15 protein-coding genes and 1 tRNA gene are annotated in these 15335 nt (G+C 47.8%); 3 read left to right on the top strand and 13 right to left on the bottom strand.

The features are described from left to right. Positions 1-18: 18 nt before the first annotated feature. The 13 genes from B5F76_RS08165 to B5F76_RS08225 all read right to left on the bottom strand — a co-directional run bounded on the left by B5F76_RS08165 (position 19) and on the right by B5F76_RS08225 (position 11421). A tRNA-Gly gene (locus tag B5F76_RS08165) sits at positions 19-93 on the bottom strand. 73 nt (positions 94-166) lie between these two features. After that, complete coding sequence (locus B5F76_RS08170; RefSeq protein WP_275074573.1) at positions 167-646, bottom strand: very short patch repair endonuclease; 480 nt, start codon at positions 644-646, stop codon at positions 167-169. Beyond that, positions 636-1715, bottom strand: coding sequence for a hypothetical protein (locus B5F76_RS08175; RefSeq protein WP_087353158.1), 1080 nt, complete (start codon positions 1713-1715; stop codon positions 636-638). The genes B5F76_RS08170 and B5F76_RS08175 overlap by 11 nt, the downstream gene beginning before the upstream one ends. Positions 1716-1718: 3 nt before the next feature. Then, positions 1719-2942: a DNA cytosine methyltransferase gene (locus B5F76_RS08180; protein WP_087353161.1), complete on the bottom strand. Its 1224-nt coding sequence runs from the start codon at positions 2940-2942 to the stop codon at positions 1719-1721. Positions 2943-3850: 908 nt separating this feature from the next. Continuing rightward, positions 3851-4216, bottom strand: a complete 366-nt coding sequence (locus B5F76_RS08185) for a hypothetical protein (RefSeq protein ID WP_087353163.1) — start codon at positions 4214-4216, stop codon at positions 3851-3853. A gap of 13 nt (positions 4217-4229) precedes the next feature. Further along, positions 4230-5201 carry an AcrVA2 family anti-CRISPR protein gene (locus tag B5F76_RS08190; protein WP_087353166.1) on the bottom strand — a complete coding sequence of 324 codons (972 nt, stop codon included), beginning with the start codon at positions 5199-5201 and terminating at the stop codon, positions 4230-4232. Positions 5202-6176: 975 nt separating this feature from the next. Next, positions 6177-6416, bottom strand: a complete 240-nt coding sequence (locus tag B5F76_RS14875; protein ID WP_162608767.1) for a hypothetical protein — start codon at positions 6414-6416, stop codon at positions 6177-6179. A 420-nt stretch (positions 6417-6836) separates the two neighbouring features. Next, positions 6837-7529 (bottom strand): DUF3696 domain-containing protein, encoded by a 693-nt coding sequence (locus tag B5F76_RS08200; protein ID WP_087353170.1) that lies wholly within the window; start codon positions 7527-7529, stop codon positions 6837-6839. Between the two features lie 7 nt (positions 7530-7536). Then, complete coding sequence (locus B5F76_RS08205) at positions 7537-8193, bottom strand: hypothetical protein (protein ID WP_087353172.1); 657 nt, start codon at positions 8191-8193, stop codon at positions 7537-7539. A 368-nt stretch (positions 8194-8561) separates the two neighbouring features. Further along, positions 8562-8888 carry a hypothetical protein gene (locus B5F76_RS08210; protein WP_087353173.1) on the bottom strand — a complete coding sequence of 109 codons (327 nt, stop codon included), beginning with the start codon at positions 8886-8888 and terminating at the stop codon, positions 8562-8564. Further along, a complete protein-coding gene (locus B5F76_RS08215; RefSeq protein ID WP_087353176.1) occupies positions 8889-9527 on the bottom strand; it encodes a hypothetical protein in 639 nt (212 codons plus the stop codon). A gap of 185 nt (positions 9528-9712) precedes the next feature. Next, a complete protein-coding gene (locus B5F76_RS08220) occupies positions 9713-10867 on the bottom strand; it encodes a reverse transcriptase domain-containing protein (RefSeq protein WP_087353179.1) in 1155 nt (384 codons plus the stop codon). 14 nt (positions 10868-10881) lie between these two features. Beyond that, entirely contained in the window at positions 10882-11421 is a 540-nt protein-coding gene (locus B5F76_RS08225; protein ID WP_087353181.1) for a hypothetical protein, read from the bottom strand. Positions 11422-11567: 146 nt separating this feature from the next. Between B5F76_RS08225 and B5F76_RS08230 the strand changes: the two genes are divergently transcribed. From B5F76_RS08230 to B5F76_RS08240, 3 genes are read left to right on the top strand one after another with little or no spacing between them, the layout of a single operon-like run. Next, positions 11568-12575, top strand: coding sequence for a hypothetical protein (locus B5F76_RS08230; RefSeq protein WP_087353183.1), 1008 nt, complete (start codon positions 11568-11570; stop codon positions 12573-12575). Next, positions 12565-13257 (top strand): hypothetical protein, encoded by a 693-nt coding sequence (locus B5F76_RS08235; protein WP_087353185.1) that lies wholly within the window; start codon positions 12565-12567, stop codon positions 13255-13257. Before B5F76_RS08230 ends, B5F76_RS08235 begins: the two co-directional genes overlap by 11 nt. Positions 13258-13281: 24 nt before the next feature. After that, positions 13282-14871 carry a phage terminase large subunit family protein gene (locus B5F76_RS08240; protein WP_087353187.1) on the top strand — a complete coding sequence of 530 codons (1590 nt, stop codon included), beginning with the start codon at positions 13282-13284 and terminating at the stop codon, positions 14869-14871. Positions 14872-15335 lie beyond the last annotated feature (464 nt).

Here is a 15335-nt window from a genome sequence, read left to right on the forward strand (position 1 = left end):
CTATTCCGCCTTGTGTTCTGGAGCGGGAGACGGGATTTGAACCCGCGACTTCAACCTTGGCAAGGTTGCACTCTACCACTGAGTTACTCCCGCTCAGTCGGTGCGAAAAATGTCTCTACGCCAACGTGTGGCGCTTGTCAAGCGTAATTTCGCGCTTTCGCCTCGGCTAACCCCTGCAAGAAGAACACGAATCCGTGTGACCGGCCCGAACCTTCTTCGTCTCAAGTAACTCCTTTACATTTTTTACACAGCTATTGATATCTTCTTTTATATCGCTCTCCCAAAACCGTAATACATCCCAACCAAGATCGCTAAGTTCCTTATTCACCTTAGCGTCCCTTTGAATATTTCTATTTATTTTATTCCGCCAAAACTCAGAATAATGCGATAGTTCCTCATCAAGGGAAGACATTTTCCTGATTACCCAGTTATGCCCGTGCCAAAAATCGCCGTCACAAAAGATGGCGATTTTATATTTTGTAAACACTATATCAGGCTTACCTGGAAGCTTTGAGTAATTAACACGATATCGTAGACCCTCTCGCCAAAGAGCTTTACGCAATAGTAACTCAGGGACAGTGTTCTTTGATTTTATAGACGACATTATCCTGTGCGTTACCTCAAATGATCGTTTGCTATCTCCCACGATACTCTGTCCTGAAATACTGCGCAAAAATTTTGTTTAGCACATACTCAGATTCACCTCTCGTAATTCCATTTGATGTCTTCCCAGAGGCGATTATAGATACTTTCGTAACCCACTCCTTTATTATATCCCTTATATTACCTTGTATTTGTCTATTTAATATAGCTCTCTTTATTCTATCGCATATAGAGAAATAATTATCTGAAACTCTTCCATACACTGCAGGAAATCTTTTTATTTCACCAGATTCGAGTTCCATAGGAAATTTACCACCAGCGCTAAAAGAGTCTCTTGTATGTATATCCACAATACCTTTAGTAGTTACTAACCAAAAAGCAAAATTATTATAATTGCCGGCAAATATCTCAGGATACTTAAGAAGCGCTGTCACTATATAATATTTTTTCTCATTAAGACTCAGTGTGTCCCACATTCTTATTTTCATTGGTACCACATCATTCCCTGTTGTGGAGTCACCAGCCCACCACAGACTCTCACCTTCTTTTAACTGAGATCTGTAATATTTTGCTACTGGCTCAATGGGGTTATCCATGTTTCTTAGCTGATCGTATGGTATCTTAAGCTTGTCAAATATAGTGGCGTTATCAGACAAATCCATATCAATTAGGTATCTGGGCATATGCGTTACCGCTATGTCGTAGAGACATTTCTCGTATGGCTTTGACCTGAATTGGATAGGATTACCACCCAATTTGCCAAACGTCATGTATATGCGCTCAACGCCGTCTATTCGCGTGGTTTCCAGTATACTGCTCCCAGTAGACCGCCACTTGTCTTCTTTTGTGCTCTTTACCTCAACGCCATACATCCCAGACGCCACTATATCAGGAAACTTATGACCAGACACAAGTCTAATAGTGTTCTCAAAAGGTGTTCCCCTCGCGCTTATGTCTAGAGCGTGAGCCACATCTTTCTCCAGGTCAAGCCCTGAGCGACCTATATAATAGGCCCGTTTGCTCACCGCGTCATTATTTAAGTATGTGTCAGTCCTGCGCATTAATAACGAGAACTCACTCTCGCTAGGGGCTGATGTCACGCACACTATCATACGCTACTCCTTAAAGTACTTTTCCCACTTACGTTCAATATTTTTCGCTATATTGTACGCAAGCACACATGGTACGGCGTTACCAATAATTTTATAAGCGTCACTAGAAGATACAGACACATTCTTGCCTGTTTTCGCGAGTATGAATTGATACTCGTCCGGGAACGTTTGTATTCTGGCGCACTCCCTCACAGTGAGCCTTCTCTCTGGAAGGCCAGCGGCGAGCTCGGCGTCGTGCTTGCCACCATGCTCCTTGGATAGCCTGCGGTACTCGATATTCCCGTGGTGCTCAGACCTGATTGTAGGCCCAACGGAATCAAGCTTTACTTCCGTTTGCCCCTGGCAATGAGCCCCCATGTATTTTGCCTTTGAGTATTTTTCCTGTGACTTATCAGTGGCTACCTCTGGCTCGACGAGACCCGTGAAGGCGTCAGAGCAAGTAACATAATCCAGTAAGCCGGGCCCGTGAGTCGGTAATGGGTAAGGATCATATTCCTCTGGAATATCCTTGCTCAACAGCGCCTCCATCGCTCCGGCGGTCAGGGCGTTCTTTCTGAAGCCAAAGAATATGACCCTCTCTCTTGATTGGGGAACGCCGTAATCAGCGGCACGCAGAACTTTCGCTGGAACAACCAAATACCCACCATCGCCAGCCTCAGCGAAATCACGCTCAATAATTTCTTTCACATCCTCCAGGTTGGTAAGCCCCTTTACATTTTCAGCTATAAACAATTTAGGGCAAGTTATCGTAATAACTTCCCTCATCCAAATATACAATTTCCCCCTACTCTCAGTGGATGGCTCACCGGCGTCAAGCGTTCCCCCAAGATGGCTTTTTTTAGATTTGAATCCTAATCTTTTACCAGCCACTGAGAAATCCTGACATGGAAAACCACCCGTTACGACATCAATACCTTCTGGAAACACAAAATCCCCAGTATTATGTTTTCTTACCAAGTCTACTATACTACCTAGATGATACACATCATCAGCGTTATTTATTCGACAGCTAAAAAAAGAAACCCATGCCGCTTTCGCGTCAGGTCTTATATCGTTAGCAAAGACAGTCCTAAATTTTGTTGGTGATAATGTTACCCAATCACCATTATTATTAGCCACCCAGTCTGCGTGCTCCTCAAGATTAATAGATTTTTTCAAGCACGAAAAACCGCCTTCAAAACCTATATCCATGCCACCACATCCAGAAAATAATGACAGTACTTTCAACCTGTCCTCCCCTCATACCAAATATTAGCTTAAGCAAGTCTAGCGTCCACAAGTCCTACCTACAAAAACGCCAAATTCTACACCATTTCTACCCCACCTTCGGCTAAAAAACAAATGTTTGCGTAAGCGGCAGCAGGGCTACCAACCCTGCTGCCGCTTACGCTTTCTACCCTACCGAGTTACCAATCATAATAATAACCGCATCGTCTTGGGCCTCCTTAATGCCCAACTCAGCTGCGACGTACCACTCCTACCCTAGTAACCCATGTCTTCTTGGCATCTTCCAACCTCCTCGCGAATAGTATAGTTTCCAGATTAACTTACTAGGTTAATAACGGTTGGCCGTACGGCATCCACTAACCTCCTTCGTTTGATTGTTTCTCACTCTTGTCCCCAAACCACGTCTATCCTAATAACTGCGCTTGGCGCATGTTATCCTTCCTCCGTCATTTGATTGTTTCCTCATCCTGCACCCTAGCCACCTTATCTTAATAACTGCGACTGGTGCCGCATAATATCTTCCCTCCTTTGGTTAAATTGTTTTCCTCTATCCCCTAGCCTAATAACCGCGACCTAAGCCGCATTGACATCACCTCCTATTTATTAAAGTATGCCTTCCAATTTCCTACAGCCTAATAATAGCCATATAGGCATCAGCATCACCTCCTTGCCATAATGCTATATTTCCCTTCTTACTACCTTATAACACATTTGGTGGCATTTTGACGAAAATTTATAGATACACCTACCGTTTATTTTTCATATCCTTATAACATAAATGACCCCCAAAAATTTAATAATAGATAAGTCTATTCTTTCATATCCTTATAACACAAAATCGCCAAATTAACGAAAAAATAAAAGCCCCACAACGTTTATTAAACTTTGTGGGGCTTTTATTTTAATTTTTAGAAACTTATGCTATCAACATATTTATCTATACCATCTCCTTTGTATTCATGATGTACAGTAAAATATAGCTTACATTCTGGTCTATTAGCAACACAAAAGTTCCACTTTGTTCCATCCTTCTCAATATATGTAATATCTATATACTCCATACTATTATCTGGTGACCAGTAAGTATATACAGAATTGTGAAATGACCTCGGAGCACCCAATTTATCGAGTATCTCCTGTTTTGTAGTCTTCCCCTGAATAATAGTCATCTCTGCCACTTTAACAGGTTTAATTTCTACAACCTTAGCTTGTCTCTGAGGTAAGCAAGACACCTGAAGCATAAGGGTTGCAATAAGTGCCACAAATAATCTCATAGTATTCCCTCCTTTATTCTTTCTCCATCCCAACCAGCATGGGATGGAGCCACTTCAGCACAAACGTCCTATCCCCCTTCCTCGGACCAGTCCAGAATCCATGCCAATGTCCGCGCCTAACGTGTGCCCGTGGGCTTGCGTGCGTACCACCCGCGTACTCCGGCTTTTGGGCGACAGCATCGCGCAGGGCTTGGCCCAGGCTGCGTCCTACCTCCCAAACCGTCACCTTCTGCGCTGGAAACAAGGCCATACCGCCCTTTACCTTTTTGGGCTTGGGGCGAACAGGAGATTTGCCGGGCTGGCGAAGGTTGTCTATTTCCGGTTTGTCGGAGCAGAGATACAATACCAGAGCCACAAGGCTTTGCACATCCTTTTTGTAATGCTCATCGGGCGGAATCTCCGGCATACCCTTTTGTCTCATATACTCGACCGCAGGGGCATTCAGCTTTGCCAGCGTCTCGCTGACGCTCAAGCCTTCTTCCAAAGGTATGACGATCTGCACAGGCTCATACTCTTCCAAGAACAGCACGAAGCGCAGCTCCAACAACTGTGTGCCGTAATCAAAATCGTAGAAGACAAGCGTCCCCACAACGCCAGGCAGTGATTCGAAAAACCAGTCTGGCAACTGAATGTAGATAGCGTACTCCGGCAGCCTGACTACCACATCGATGGGTATGGGCTTATCGGTGTCTGTGTCCTTCAACGCCACCAGCAGGTTGTCGTCAAAGTGGTAAACGCCCTGGCTGTACCGCCAGGCTATCAGACCAGTAGTGACGCCAGCGAAGCGTACATCCTCATCTGTCGGAGGATCACCAATCTCTCCCATTTTTATGAGGCTCTTCGCCCATACGGAGATAGGTATAAACACGATCTCCGGAGCGCTCCAATATGCCGGGCGCAAGGAGAGCACATGGTTCACATACTTGTTCAGTACCGGGACGCGCTTGCCCAGTTCGGCAAGCTTTCGCGACGGGGGAAAATCCATGGCTAACCTCCTGCGTCTGATAACTTACGTAAAAATTTAGAGAAGTGCCAGTACTGCCTAAACTGTGAAAATTTCTTGACTATCTCCCAACACATATTGTATGGCGAAATCGTGCGGGGTGTTCCTGGCTGGTAACGTCCAGGCTCCATTGAAGCGAGCCAATGCAAGTACTGCTGTATTTCCTAGTTATTACATCCCGGGTACCGTCCCGGGCTCCATTGGCTTCCATAGGCTAAAAATAGCCGCACCCTGCACAGCATTTACCTATTGACACTCACCTTCCCCTCAATCTATAAAATCCTGTGCAGGGTGTTTCCTGGCGGGTAACCGCCAGGCTCCATTGAAGCTAGTACATTTTTTTGTAACTTGAACGGCTATACAGCTTTTCCCGGCAGCCATGCTGTCGGGCTCCATTGAAGCAATATTGTGATTGCTACAGGCTAAAAATAGCCGCGCCCTGCACGACCTTTGACTCCTACACCTCGTAGTCAGCGTCACACTAAAGGGTATAGCTTGCTTGCGAGCTATACCCTTTACTTACCAATATCAAATGCTGTATAGACATAGCTGTGCAGGGTGTTCCCGATGGGTGACCATCGGGCCCCATTGAAGCAATATTGTTATTAATATAGGCTAAAAATAGCCGCACCCTGCACGACCTTTACTTATCACCGCCAGATAATGTATAGTCGTAGTTGTGCAAGGTGCTCGCAATGAAGGTTGGTCGAGTCCTTCGTTGTTACATGGGCAACACCCTGCACACCTCTACTTCTCCTTAAGTAGTATCACGTCAAAGGGGCGCAGCCTGCTTGCAAGCCGCGCCCCTTGTCTGTATATTATCTGTACACTTGCTTTACACTTAACCCCGGCAAGTAGCGTTGAGCTCCCTGCACCATGCGCCCTTGGATGCGGGGAGCTTATTTGCACGAAATACGCCAGTGTATCGGCGGCTTCGAGCACAGGCCCCCTTTCCTGCTAATGTGGCGGCGGGAGAGGGGGTCTGTTTTTGTTTGCTGTTGAAGGTAAAAATACGTGTAAGCTTTTGTGTAGCACACTTGGAGAATCAGCATCAGGATATCTAGAAGCTTTCTCATATTTATCGGCAGCCTGGAGCAATCCATACAACTCGGAAAGTTTTCCCTCCAATCCGTAACATAAGTCGTTATTTCTTTCTTCTGCTGCAAGATTATCCCAGGCTGCCGAACACTGTTCCATGGCATCACCGTACCCCCTTTGCCCAGATAACCTAAAAACAAGCGGTGCGCCAGTAGCGTGGGTACTGTTTCCCCACACCACTGGCGCACCTTTTTCTAACTAAGCCATCCGGCATCATAACCGTCTACGCCTTCTCTTGCGCATAACGCACCTCCGAGAATTTAATAATTACAAGATTACAAGATCATTGCCTCAGCCAATATCGTTGGGCGGAGCCCTTGTCGTAACCGTCTGCGCCTTCTCTTGCGCATGGCACACCTCCTTGTAGTTTCACCGACGTACACTTCCTCCTGACAAAAACCTACGTATACGTCAGTTATTTCATATCCTTATAACAAAAACAGGCCCTGAAATTTTAATAGTCACAGGGCCATAATTTAAGAAGGGGGTATGTGCTTTTCACACATACCCCCTGAAGGTCTACAGCAACTTCATCAGCTGCTTATCATATGTATCCATGAATCCATCTGGCCAATCATCGATGTGACCATCACTGTCGATATTCAGACGCTTTCCCTCAAAGATAAGAATCACGTCATCCTGGGCGATCTTCCCATCGTGAACATTGACTCGTACCTGACCAAGGCTGGCGGGACTGTGGGTGGTAACCACAATGTTTAGCCCGGCGACGGCCTTCTCGCACAGGAAGTCAAACAGATTTGCCTGTGCGTCTCCGCTGAGGAATGCGTCCGGCTGCTCAAGGTACAGGGTGTATCCTGCGGGAAGCATATCAGCAGCCATAACCACAGGCAGAACCTGTGTGATTTCGGCGGGCATATACAGGGGTATATTCAGCACTCCATCCATCCCGTACTTCATACTCGTCACGATGTCATCGTGACCTTCCGCAACTATACGCACAGGATTAAGAGGTTGAAGGATTTCTGTCACAAGGTGTTCATATCTTTCGGCACCATACTCAAGCAGATACCACGGGAATGACAGCTCCGTGATGGTCACAAACGGATTGTCGTCGTCGAAGTCAGCGGGTTTGAAATACTCATGCCCGCCGAAATCCCGAGCCTCCATAATGATGGCCGATGTCCGTGGATGCTCCCACCACCTGGGATGTAGCCTCGGAAGCCATCTGCCGGTGATAATTTCAAGAGACATATATTGCTTACCCCATGAGGATAGCCAGCTGCTTCTCCTGGGTATCGAAGAAGTCTTCAGGCCATTCCTCTCCAAGATCTACAGGAACAAGGGCGTTGTCCGTGCGCATGCATACCGTAAAGTTAATCAATCCGTTCTTTTGCGCGATGCGGAAACTGTTCATCAGGCACATGCTGTAGGTTTCCACAACTACCATAACGCCGGTTGACGCCACGTTCGCCAGGAAATTCCCAAGCTCTGCCTGCCCGACCTCACTGAGAAAAGCGTCCGGGTGCTCAAGCTTGAGCACAGATCCGGGCTTGGCCATCAGTCCGGCTACCAGAACGGGTATCACCTGCCAGAGACCAGGATTTCCGTAAGCGCCTGCCGGAGCGTCATTCACCAGCAGAGACACCATGGAACCGTCTCCGGCAAGGCTTGTGTCGACCACAACATTCTTGCCAATGATCTTCTCCACCCACTCGTTGACGATATCGCGCATGGCTCTCAGGCCGATTTCCATAAACCAGGGAGCGTACTCGCCCATCTTGCCGACACTGACAATTTCCGGGGACACTGGGAAGCAGTCCACACCGTACATGCGGACAGGTCCAATGACCACTGCGGGCTCAACAGTACGGATGCCGTTGCTGGGTTCTGCGGAAAGGAATACGGAGTTGCTCATTTTGGATCTCCTTTTGTTTCCAAAACTATCTTTGGTTATCTGTAGCTGTCAGGAGGTTGATTATCCTTTACAGAAACTCCGCAAGAAAGGCAAGTACTTTTTTTAATTTTTTACGCATATAGTCATTTGAAAATATTTGTAAGCATAAAAAACCTTCAAATGCATATATAGGTATACATATATGGCACAGTGGACAACATCAGAAACAACAAGAGGCGGTGAAGCACTATGGCTCACACGCCTCGGTATACTCACATCAAATAGTGTTCGTAAGTATGGATTACCGTCAGGTAATCAAACGCTGCAGGTACCTATACCTACACTTATGACGTTAGCTGATAACCTGTACGATGTTACGCATAACGATGTCACTGCGATAAAACCATCTGATCAGCCTCAATTTGTTGATGCTGTTGATGACGTTTGATGAAATCGAGATATTTCTGCGCAAATATCTGATTCTCATCACCCACAACTATATACATGATGTTCCTGCTGGTAATCGCAACGGTAAACGTATGCGTATAATCAGGACTCATGCCTATAGGCATAAACTCAGTGGTAGGTTCTCCACGCATACTGTTATAGTTAACGGCGACAGGATTTTTCAGCACGACGCCATCATTGTTAACGTCACTGACGACCTCGCCAATAAAGTCAGGTCTATCGTTGGAAACCACAAACGCATAGTACACCTATAACACCTCCCGATAATTTTTGGCTAATGCCATCCTCTTTCTTAACATACTGCGATTAACGCATTTTTTGCACCCGTCCGCGAACGCGGCGAACATCGCCAAAAAATACGCGTCGCATATATCGCTGGAGCATGTGTCACCCAGTCCTTCATCGTGTGCGTATTTACGCACCAGGTCCTTGCTTGCCTGGCCATTACCTGTGGCAAAAGCCTTGTTTGTGGTTGGTGGGACTATATATATGATAGAGGCTATGTCGCTGAGAGCGTTTTTCAGTATGCCACCGTACTCAGCGAGGTCGTACGCCCTGTGCGCGGAGCCATACGAGTATCCCTCGTAGCCGCATACGCACCTGGCATTACCAATTTTGTTGAGCACAAAATCGACAAGTCCTGATACTTGCACCCTGTACCGCGCAAAGCCCTTTTCCTTCCCCACAAACGTCCTGCCGTCCACTGCCCCTACAAGCTTGGCATTATTGTCTAAAATAGCAATGCCAGTATTGGTAATGGACGGGTCCACGCCAAGGTAATAGCTAGTACTGGACAAACGCTCCTTCCTTGAAGTACCCGCGAGCTCCGCAAGTGAAGCAGTACCAGCCGCCTTCCGTGTCATCCTGATACCAGGCAGATGTTCCACACTTTCTGCACCTTTCTTCCGGTACTGCGCTTCTTGCCTTCTTCTCGATGTATCTTCTTCTAATATTATCGATGTGTCTCTTTCGTTCTCCTTTACTTTGATTCATCAACTAAGTCAAGCCTCCTAAAACAATAAGCGAACTTAAACACAATTATTTCTAATAATGTTTAAGTTCGCAAAATTGTTTAGGACGACAAACAGTCAAGAAATCTTCTTCTAAACTCTTCTATCCCAACAGAGTCATCTTTATAAAGTTTTGCACATTCTATATGCTTGTTGTCCAAACCGTATTTGAATATCATACCATCTTCATTGAAATATCCGTCTTTTATCCTTACTGCTATCAAAAGCTTTGCAATTCTGTTGGCGAACTTGTCCTGAATCATTCTTGCATATGCCACGTATCCCTGCATAGCCATCATAAACTTTGTTGTGTAGACTTCCTCCTCATCTGCTATTCCACGAGGAAGTTCTCCGGTATCAGCAAAATACTTTTTTGCTTCCTCTGCCGTATTACCAACTACGGCATTCCAGAGTATGGCTCTTATGCGATCTCGCTTGACGCGACTTATATTCGCTACCTCGTTCAGCACGATACCCAGGAACTCCTGGTGTCTGGTCGGATGGTTGTTGCGAATACTGCTCCAGGAGTGCGTTCGAAACTCTCCCCTGGCAGCCGTTGTTTTCACGAACTCCTTGTACTCGTTGATAAAGTCGTTGCCTGGTTCCTCCTTGCAGAACAACACCAGATTGTCCGAATACCTGTAATACGTGTGTTCCACAGGGCAGTGATCCCTCAGCCACCTCACGATAGGCCGGTCAAAGTATCTGTTGCCCACGATGTTTGCCAGCGCCGGTGAGCACGCGCTGCCCTGCTGCAAGGACGAGAATCTTCCGTTCCAGATAGTACAATAGCTGGCTATCAACCTGGCGCCCCTGGCTATCATGCCGCAATCCATCAGCGCCTTCTCGATATGGGCATACGAAATGTTGTCGTAATAATGACGTATGTCCGTCTTGATCATAATAGCGCTGCCCTGACACACGGCAAGCTTTTCGGCCACGTTCACTCCGGGACGATAGGCGATGGCTACCTCGTTATACGGAAGGTCGTCCATCATAATATTAAACACCATGCCAAGTCGCCGCTGGATAACCGACAACGGAGACTTGCTCGCGTACACGGTACGCTTGCCCACTTTGATCTTCCTGCGCAGGTCGTCCCGGAATTTCCTGGCGTAGGCCATGTGGTTGTTTTTAATATGCAGCAGACTGCCCAACTCAGAGAAGTTATCAATGAGCTTCATCATCTGCGATGCTTCAGTACTCCTGAGCTTCATCCTGTCTCACCTCCCTACATATAGCACAGATTTGCAAGCGTGGCCTCATCTACGAGGTCTTCCCTGTGGCTACCATTGTATATGGTCTCAATGTGCTTATCGAAAATGTAGTCATCAAACCTGCTGTAGTTTTGACCAATCAGTATCCGTATCTCCGGCCTTGATGAAATATTACCGTACGACTGAAAAAGCGTGGTGACAAAGCGAACATTCTTGTCTACCGGAATGGGAACATCACAGCCCTCCCTTTCGTATACAGGTACAACAATAAGCTGTCTGTCCTCATCATTACTGTGAACGATTTCCTCGCAGAAATGAATGTTCTGATAATTTATCGCAGACATAATATTACTCGCTATTCCTCTTGGTACGACAACAAAGCTTCCGAACACGTCTATGAGTCTTCTTTTCAAAAACGGATATGCCTTGATTGAGCATGTGTGAATTGTGGCTCTGCCATGTTTATTAAAATACCTGTTGTCCGATTTGTCGAAAACAAATGTGTGCAGTACAGCCTGCTGTACTGGAATGGAAATGGAAACTGTTCTGTACATGCAAACCTCCATTGTTATATTAACGCATACAGCGGTTTAACCTATTGTTAAGTTAAACAGCCATACGTAACATTACCTTATAACACATAAACACCCCAAAAATTTAATGACAACTTTTTGTATACCCCTCTATAGCGGAGACACTTATGATTAAAGATACACCAAAGATACAGGACCAGTACACGGACCGTTCCGGGGCCGTGCTCACAAAAATAGCCTCCAACCTTGCCAGCGAGGAGGAATTTCAACACGTTGTCGATACGCTGTACGCATTGCCAGAGCGCATGGACAAACTTGCTACTATCGCTACATTTCCCTGTGATACTCTTGAGGATACCCTTCTGAGCCGTGTCTACTTTGAAGGCCAGAAGCATTTGCTGAAGGAAGCCGAGGCTGCTGAAATCGACAAGCGCATCAGCGTTCGCGAAACCCTCTACGGTATCAATGCACCGCAGTTTGCCGAAGAGGAGCCTGCCGAGAAGACGGCTTCAGTAGAATTGCTTCCCGGCTTATCGGTAAGCACGCCAGAGGAGCTCGAAAAGCTTGGCGCCGACTTTGAGCAGAACTACCGTCAGTTGAGCTATGATGATCGCAAGAGCTTTGCTACTGCCTACGCCAAGGTAGCTGAAGAGTTACCTACAAGTATCTCTCTGTATGCCGGTACCAACATTCAGCTGCGCCCTGACGTTGCCGAACAGCTACACTACCGCAAGGTTGCCTGCGACATGGCCGGCAAAGATGGCAGCGCCTACTTGAAGCTTGCCGAAATGCTGAAGCAGGCTGATCCCGAAAGCTTTACAGACGAGAATCTCTCCAAACTTGCCGAGACTGTTTTCTCCCTGGACGAGCAAAACGGTCTGTCCGACATCTCCTATGACAAGCGCCTGCCAGACGCCTGGCACGCTGTTCTTAAGACAGCCGAGGATGGAGAAAGCGAGCTCTCTGATGAGCCCAAGCCTGTGTTGGACAGATCCGACATTATCTCCCGCTTTGGCGAGGCCGCACTCGATGAAGTCGAGAATCCCGACGGCAGCATCAATCAGCAGCGTCTGCAACAGATTATGAATCTTTTCGGTGAGCGTGAGGGTGAGGACGCCAGGAAATTCGACAAGAACGAAGCGGCAGTGCATGGGAAGACGCCCAATGGAGAATAATACCCCCTCAGTGACTAACGACGTACTACTGGGTTCTCACCCCATCGAGATCTACCTCGCCTGCGACAAGCTGTTCGAGGGCGAGCCCTGGCTGCAATGGGAACCGGAAACCCTCATCATGCAGTTGCGAAATGACGTGGACGACCTGGCCGAGGACAAGCTGCTTGCTGTACAGTCTGTAGCCTCCAACGCTACCGTTGTGCTCAACATGGCGTTATCGTTCGAGAAGGCTGTACTGGCCTTTAACAACTGCGTATGCGTCATGGACACCTGGCAGCCTCCGTACGTTGAAGAGCTGTGCTACGCTGTACCCCAAATACTCAAGATACTGAGGGCCGTGCATGGCCCCAACCACACCTTTGAGTTTGCAGGGGAAGTGCCCAACTATGTGGCGTCTGTCGCCAAATACCGTGGCTGGATAGCTCTGCCCAGGCGTCTCGACTTCGCTTCCGAGCTGCTCAACAGTATGAACGGCCTTACCGAAAAGTCCAAGCGGTACATCGAAAGCAAGGAACTGGTGGACGAAGTTCGCGAGGTGTATCGCGGCCTCGATAATCCTACTGCGGACGCCATCCTGAACAGCGAACAGTATAAGCAGCTGTCCAGGCCGGAACAAATCCAGTTCGCAAAGATAGCTGGCGCACTCCTTTTCGACCCAACCATTCTCTATCGAGCCAACTAACCTGTATCGCAACAAACAAGCGTAATGGAAGAACTGCAACTCGACATAACACGCTCCGAGGTAGCGGAACGCCTTTTGAGCCTGAACGGACAGCAGTATTCGCTCAGGGACTATCCCATGTTCGTGAACATATTGAATAGCCCCTGGCCGAGGCGACTCATGCGCTCTGGCCGTCAGGTATCCAAAACAACGACAATGGGCGCTGACCTCACCATATCCGTTGTCGAAGAGCCCTACACTGCCTGTCTGTATTGCAACTCGTCCCAAGCGCAAACCAGAAGCTTTTCCAATAGCAAACTTGCGCCATTCTTACGGCAGTCGCCACTCATTTACCACACCTTCTTCAAAGGAAAGAGTGTGATAGACAATGTGTTTGAAAAGCGCCTGTCGAATTGCAGTTCCATTGAAATGAGCTACTTCTGTGATGTGGCTGACCGCGTACGTGGCAAGAGCGCGAGATCCATGTATCTGGACGAAGTGCAGGACATGCTCTGGGAAGCCATGATTGACGCTGAGGAGTGTCTCTCGGCGGCTGCTCACCCCAAGATCATGTACGCCGGTACCTCCAAGAGTACCATCACACCTCTTGAGGATCTGTGGCTCAACTCCACCAAGAAGGAATGGCTCATACCATGCTCTGGTTGTGGCAGCTACAACAGGCCGGGACGCAAGAACATAGGCAAGCACGGGTTGATTTGCTCAAAGTGTGGCAAGGAGCTCAATACATACGATGGCTTCTGGTACAGCTTTGCTGACACAGACAAGGAGCCAATGGTTGATGGCTACTGGATACCCCAGATTATCATGCCCATCCATTGCTGCTCCGCCGACAAATGGAAGCGCCTGCTGGAGAAGCTGGAGACCTACCCTGACATCAAGTTTGACAACGAGGTAATGGGCTTGCCCAACGGTGAGGGAGACAGTCCCATTACCGAAGAAATGCTCAGGAATATGTGCATCGATAGCCTGAAGATGTCCGATGAGCCAATACGCAGCATACAGGAATCCTACGATGGCTTTGTCGCGGGCATAGACTGGGGTGGCGGTGGCGTTATGGGTACCAGCCGCACTACCCTGCACATCTATGCATATGGAACATCTCCTGCACGGTACACCTGCGTGTTTGGCCGAATATATGATGAGGGTGAACCTACACGACACGTTGAGGATATCGCCAGGATACTGCTGCGATACAACTGTGATGCTGTGTACGGTGACCATGGCGGGGGCAATTTCGCTATGTCCCAGCTACGCCAACTGGTAAGTGGGGCCATGCAGGTTGTTCCTGTCATGTATAGCGAAGCCTCTTCCCCTCTGAAGTGGAACGAGGCAGGCAAGTTCTTTACCGCGAACAGAACCACGGTTATCGACGAGTTCTTCGCCGACATGCAACGCAATCTGATACACGCCTACAACTGGGAAGAGTTTCGCCCCAGTGCCAAGGATATCCTCAACATTCGCCAGGTGTACATAGGTGAAGAGATAGGTAAACCAAGGCGCGTATGGAGACACAGTCAGCAGGCACCTGACGACAGCCTGCACTCCATGGTATTCGGCTGGATTGGATGCAGGGTTATTACTGGCAGACTTGATTTTACAAGTAGTTTCACATAGTTAAAAAATATGGCGAGCAGTATGAAAACGCAAATGCGCTTTGCATACTGCTCGCCACTTTGTAAACCAGGTTTGATGCTATGCCGCGACGGAGGCGGAGCGAGGCTGTGCGAGCGTAGCGGAGGAGTGGGACTGCATTTCCACATAATGGTGGGGTTACCCCACCGTTGCTGTGAAGCAACATGAAACCTGATCTGAAAATTAAACCTCAACGAATTGTGGTCCGATGCATGGTGCGTCGAGTCGCCTGTACGGCGTAGCCGGTAAGGCGTTCGACGAGACATGTATTACCATTGTGTGGTGGGGTTACCCCACCGTTGCTAAAGCACAACATGAGACCACAGAAAACCGTCGGTTACAGGGTTTGATGCGAAGGCTGCGATTCTATCTTCGTAGGGCTTGTCCCGGAGAAGTTAGAATGGCAGCGTGCAGCATTGCCAGATAATGGCGCGGTTACCGCGCCG

This window comes from Desulfovibrio sp. An276, assembly GCF_002159665.1.
GTDB lineage: Bacteria > Desulfobacterota > Desulfovibrionia > Desulfovibrionales > Desulfovibrionaceae > Desulfovibrio > Desulfovibrio faecigallinarum.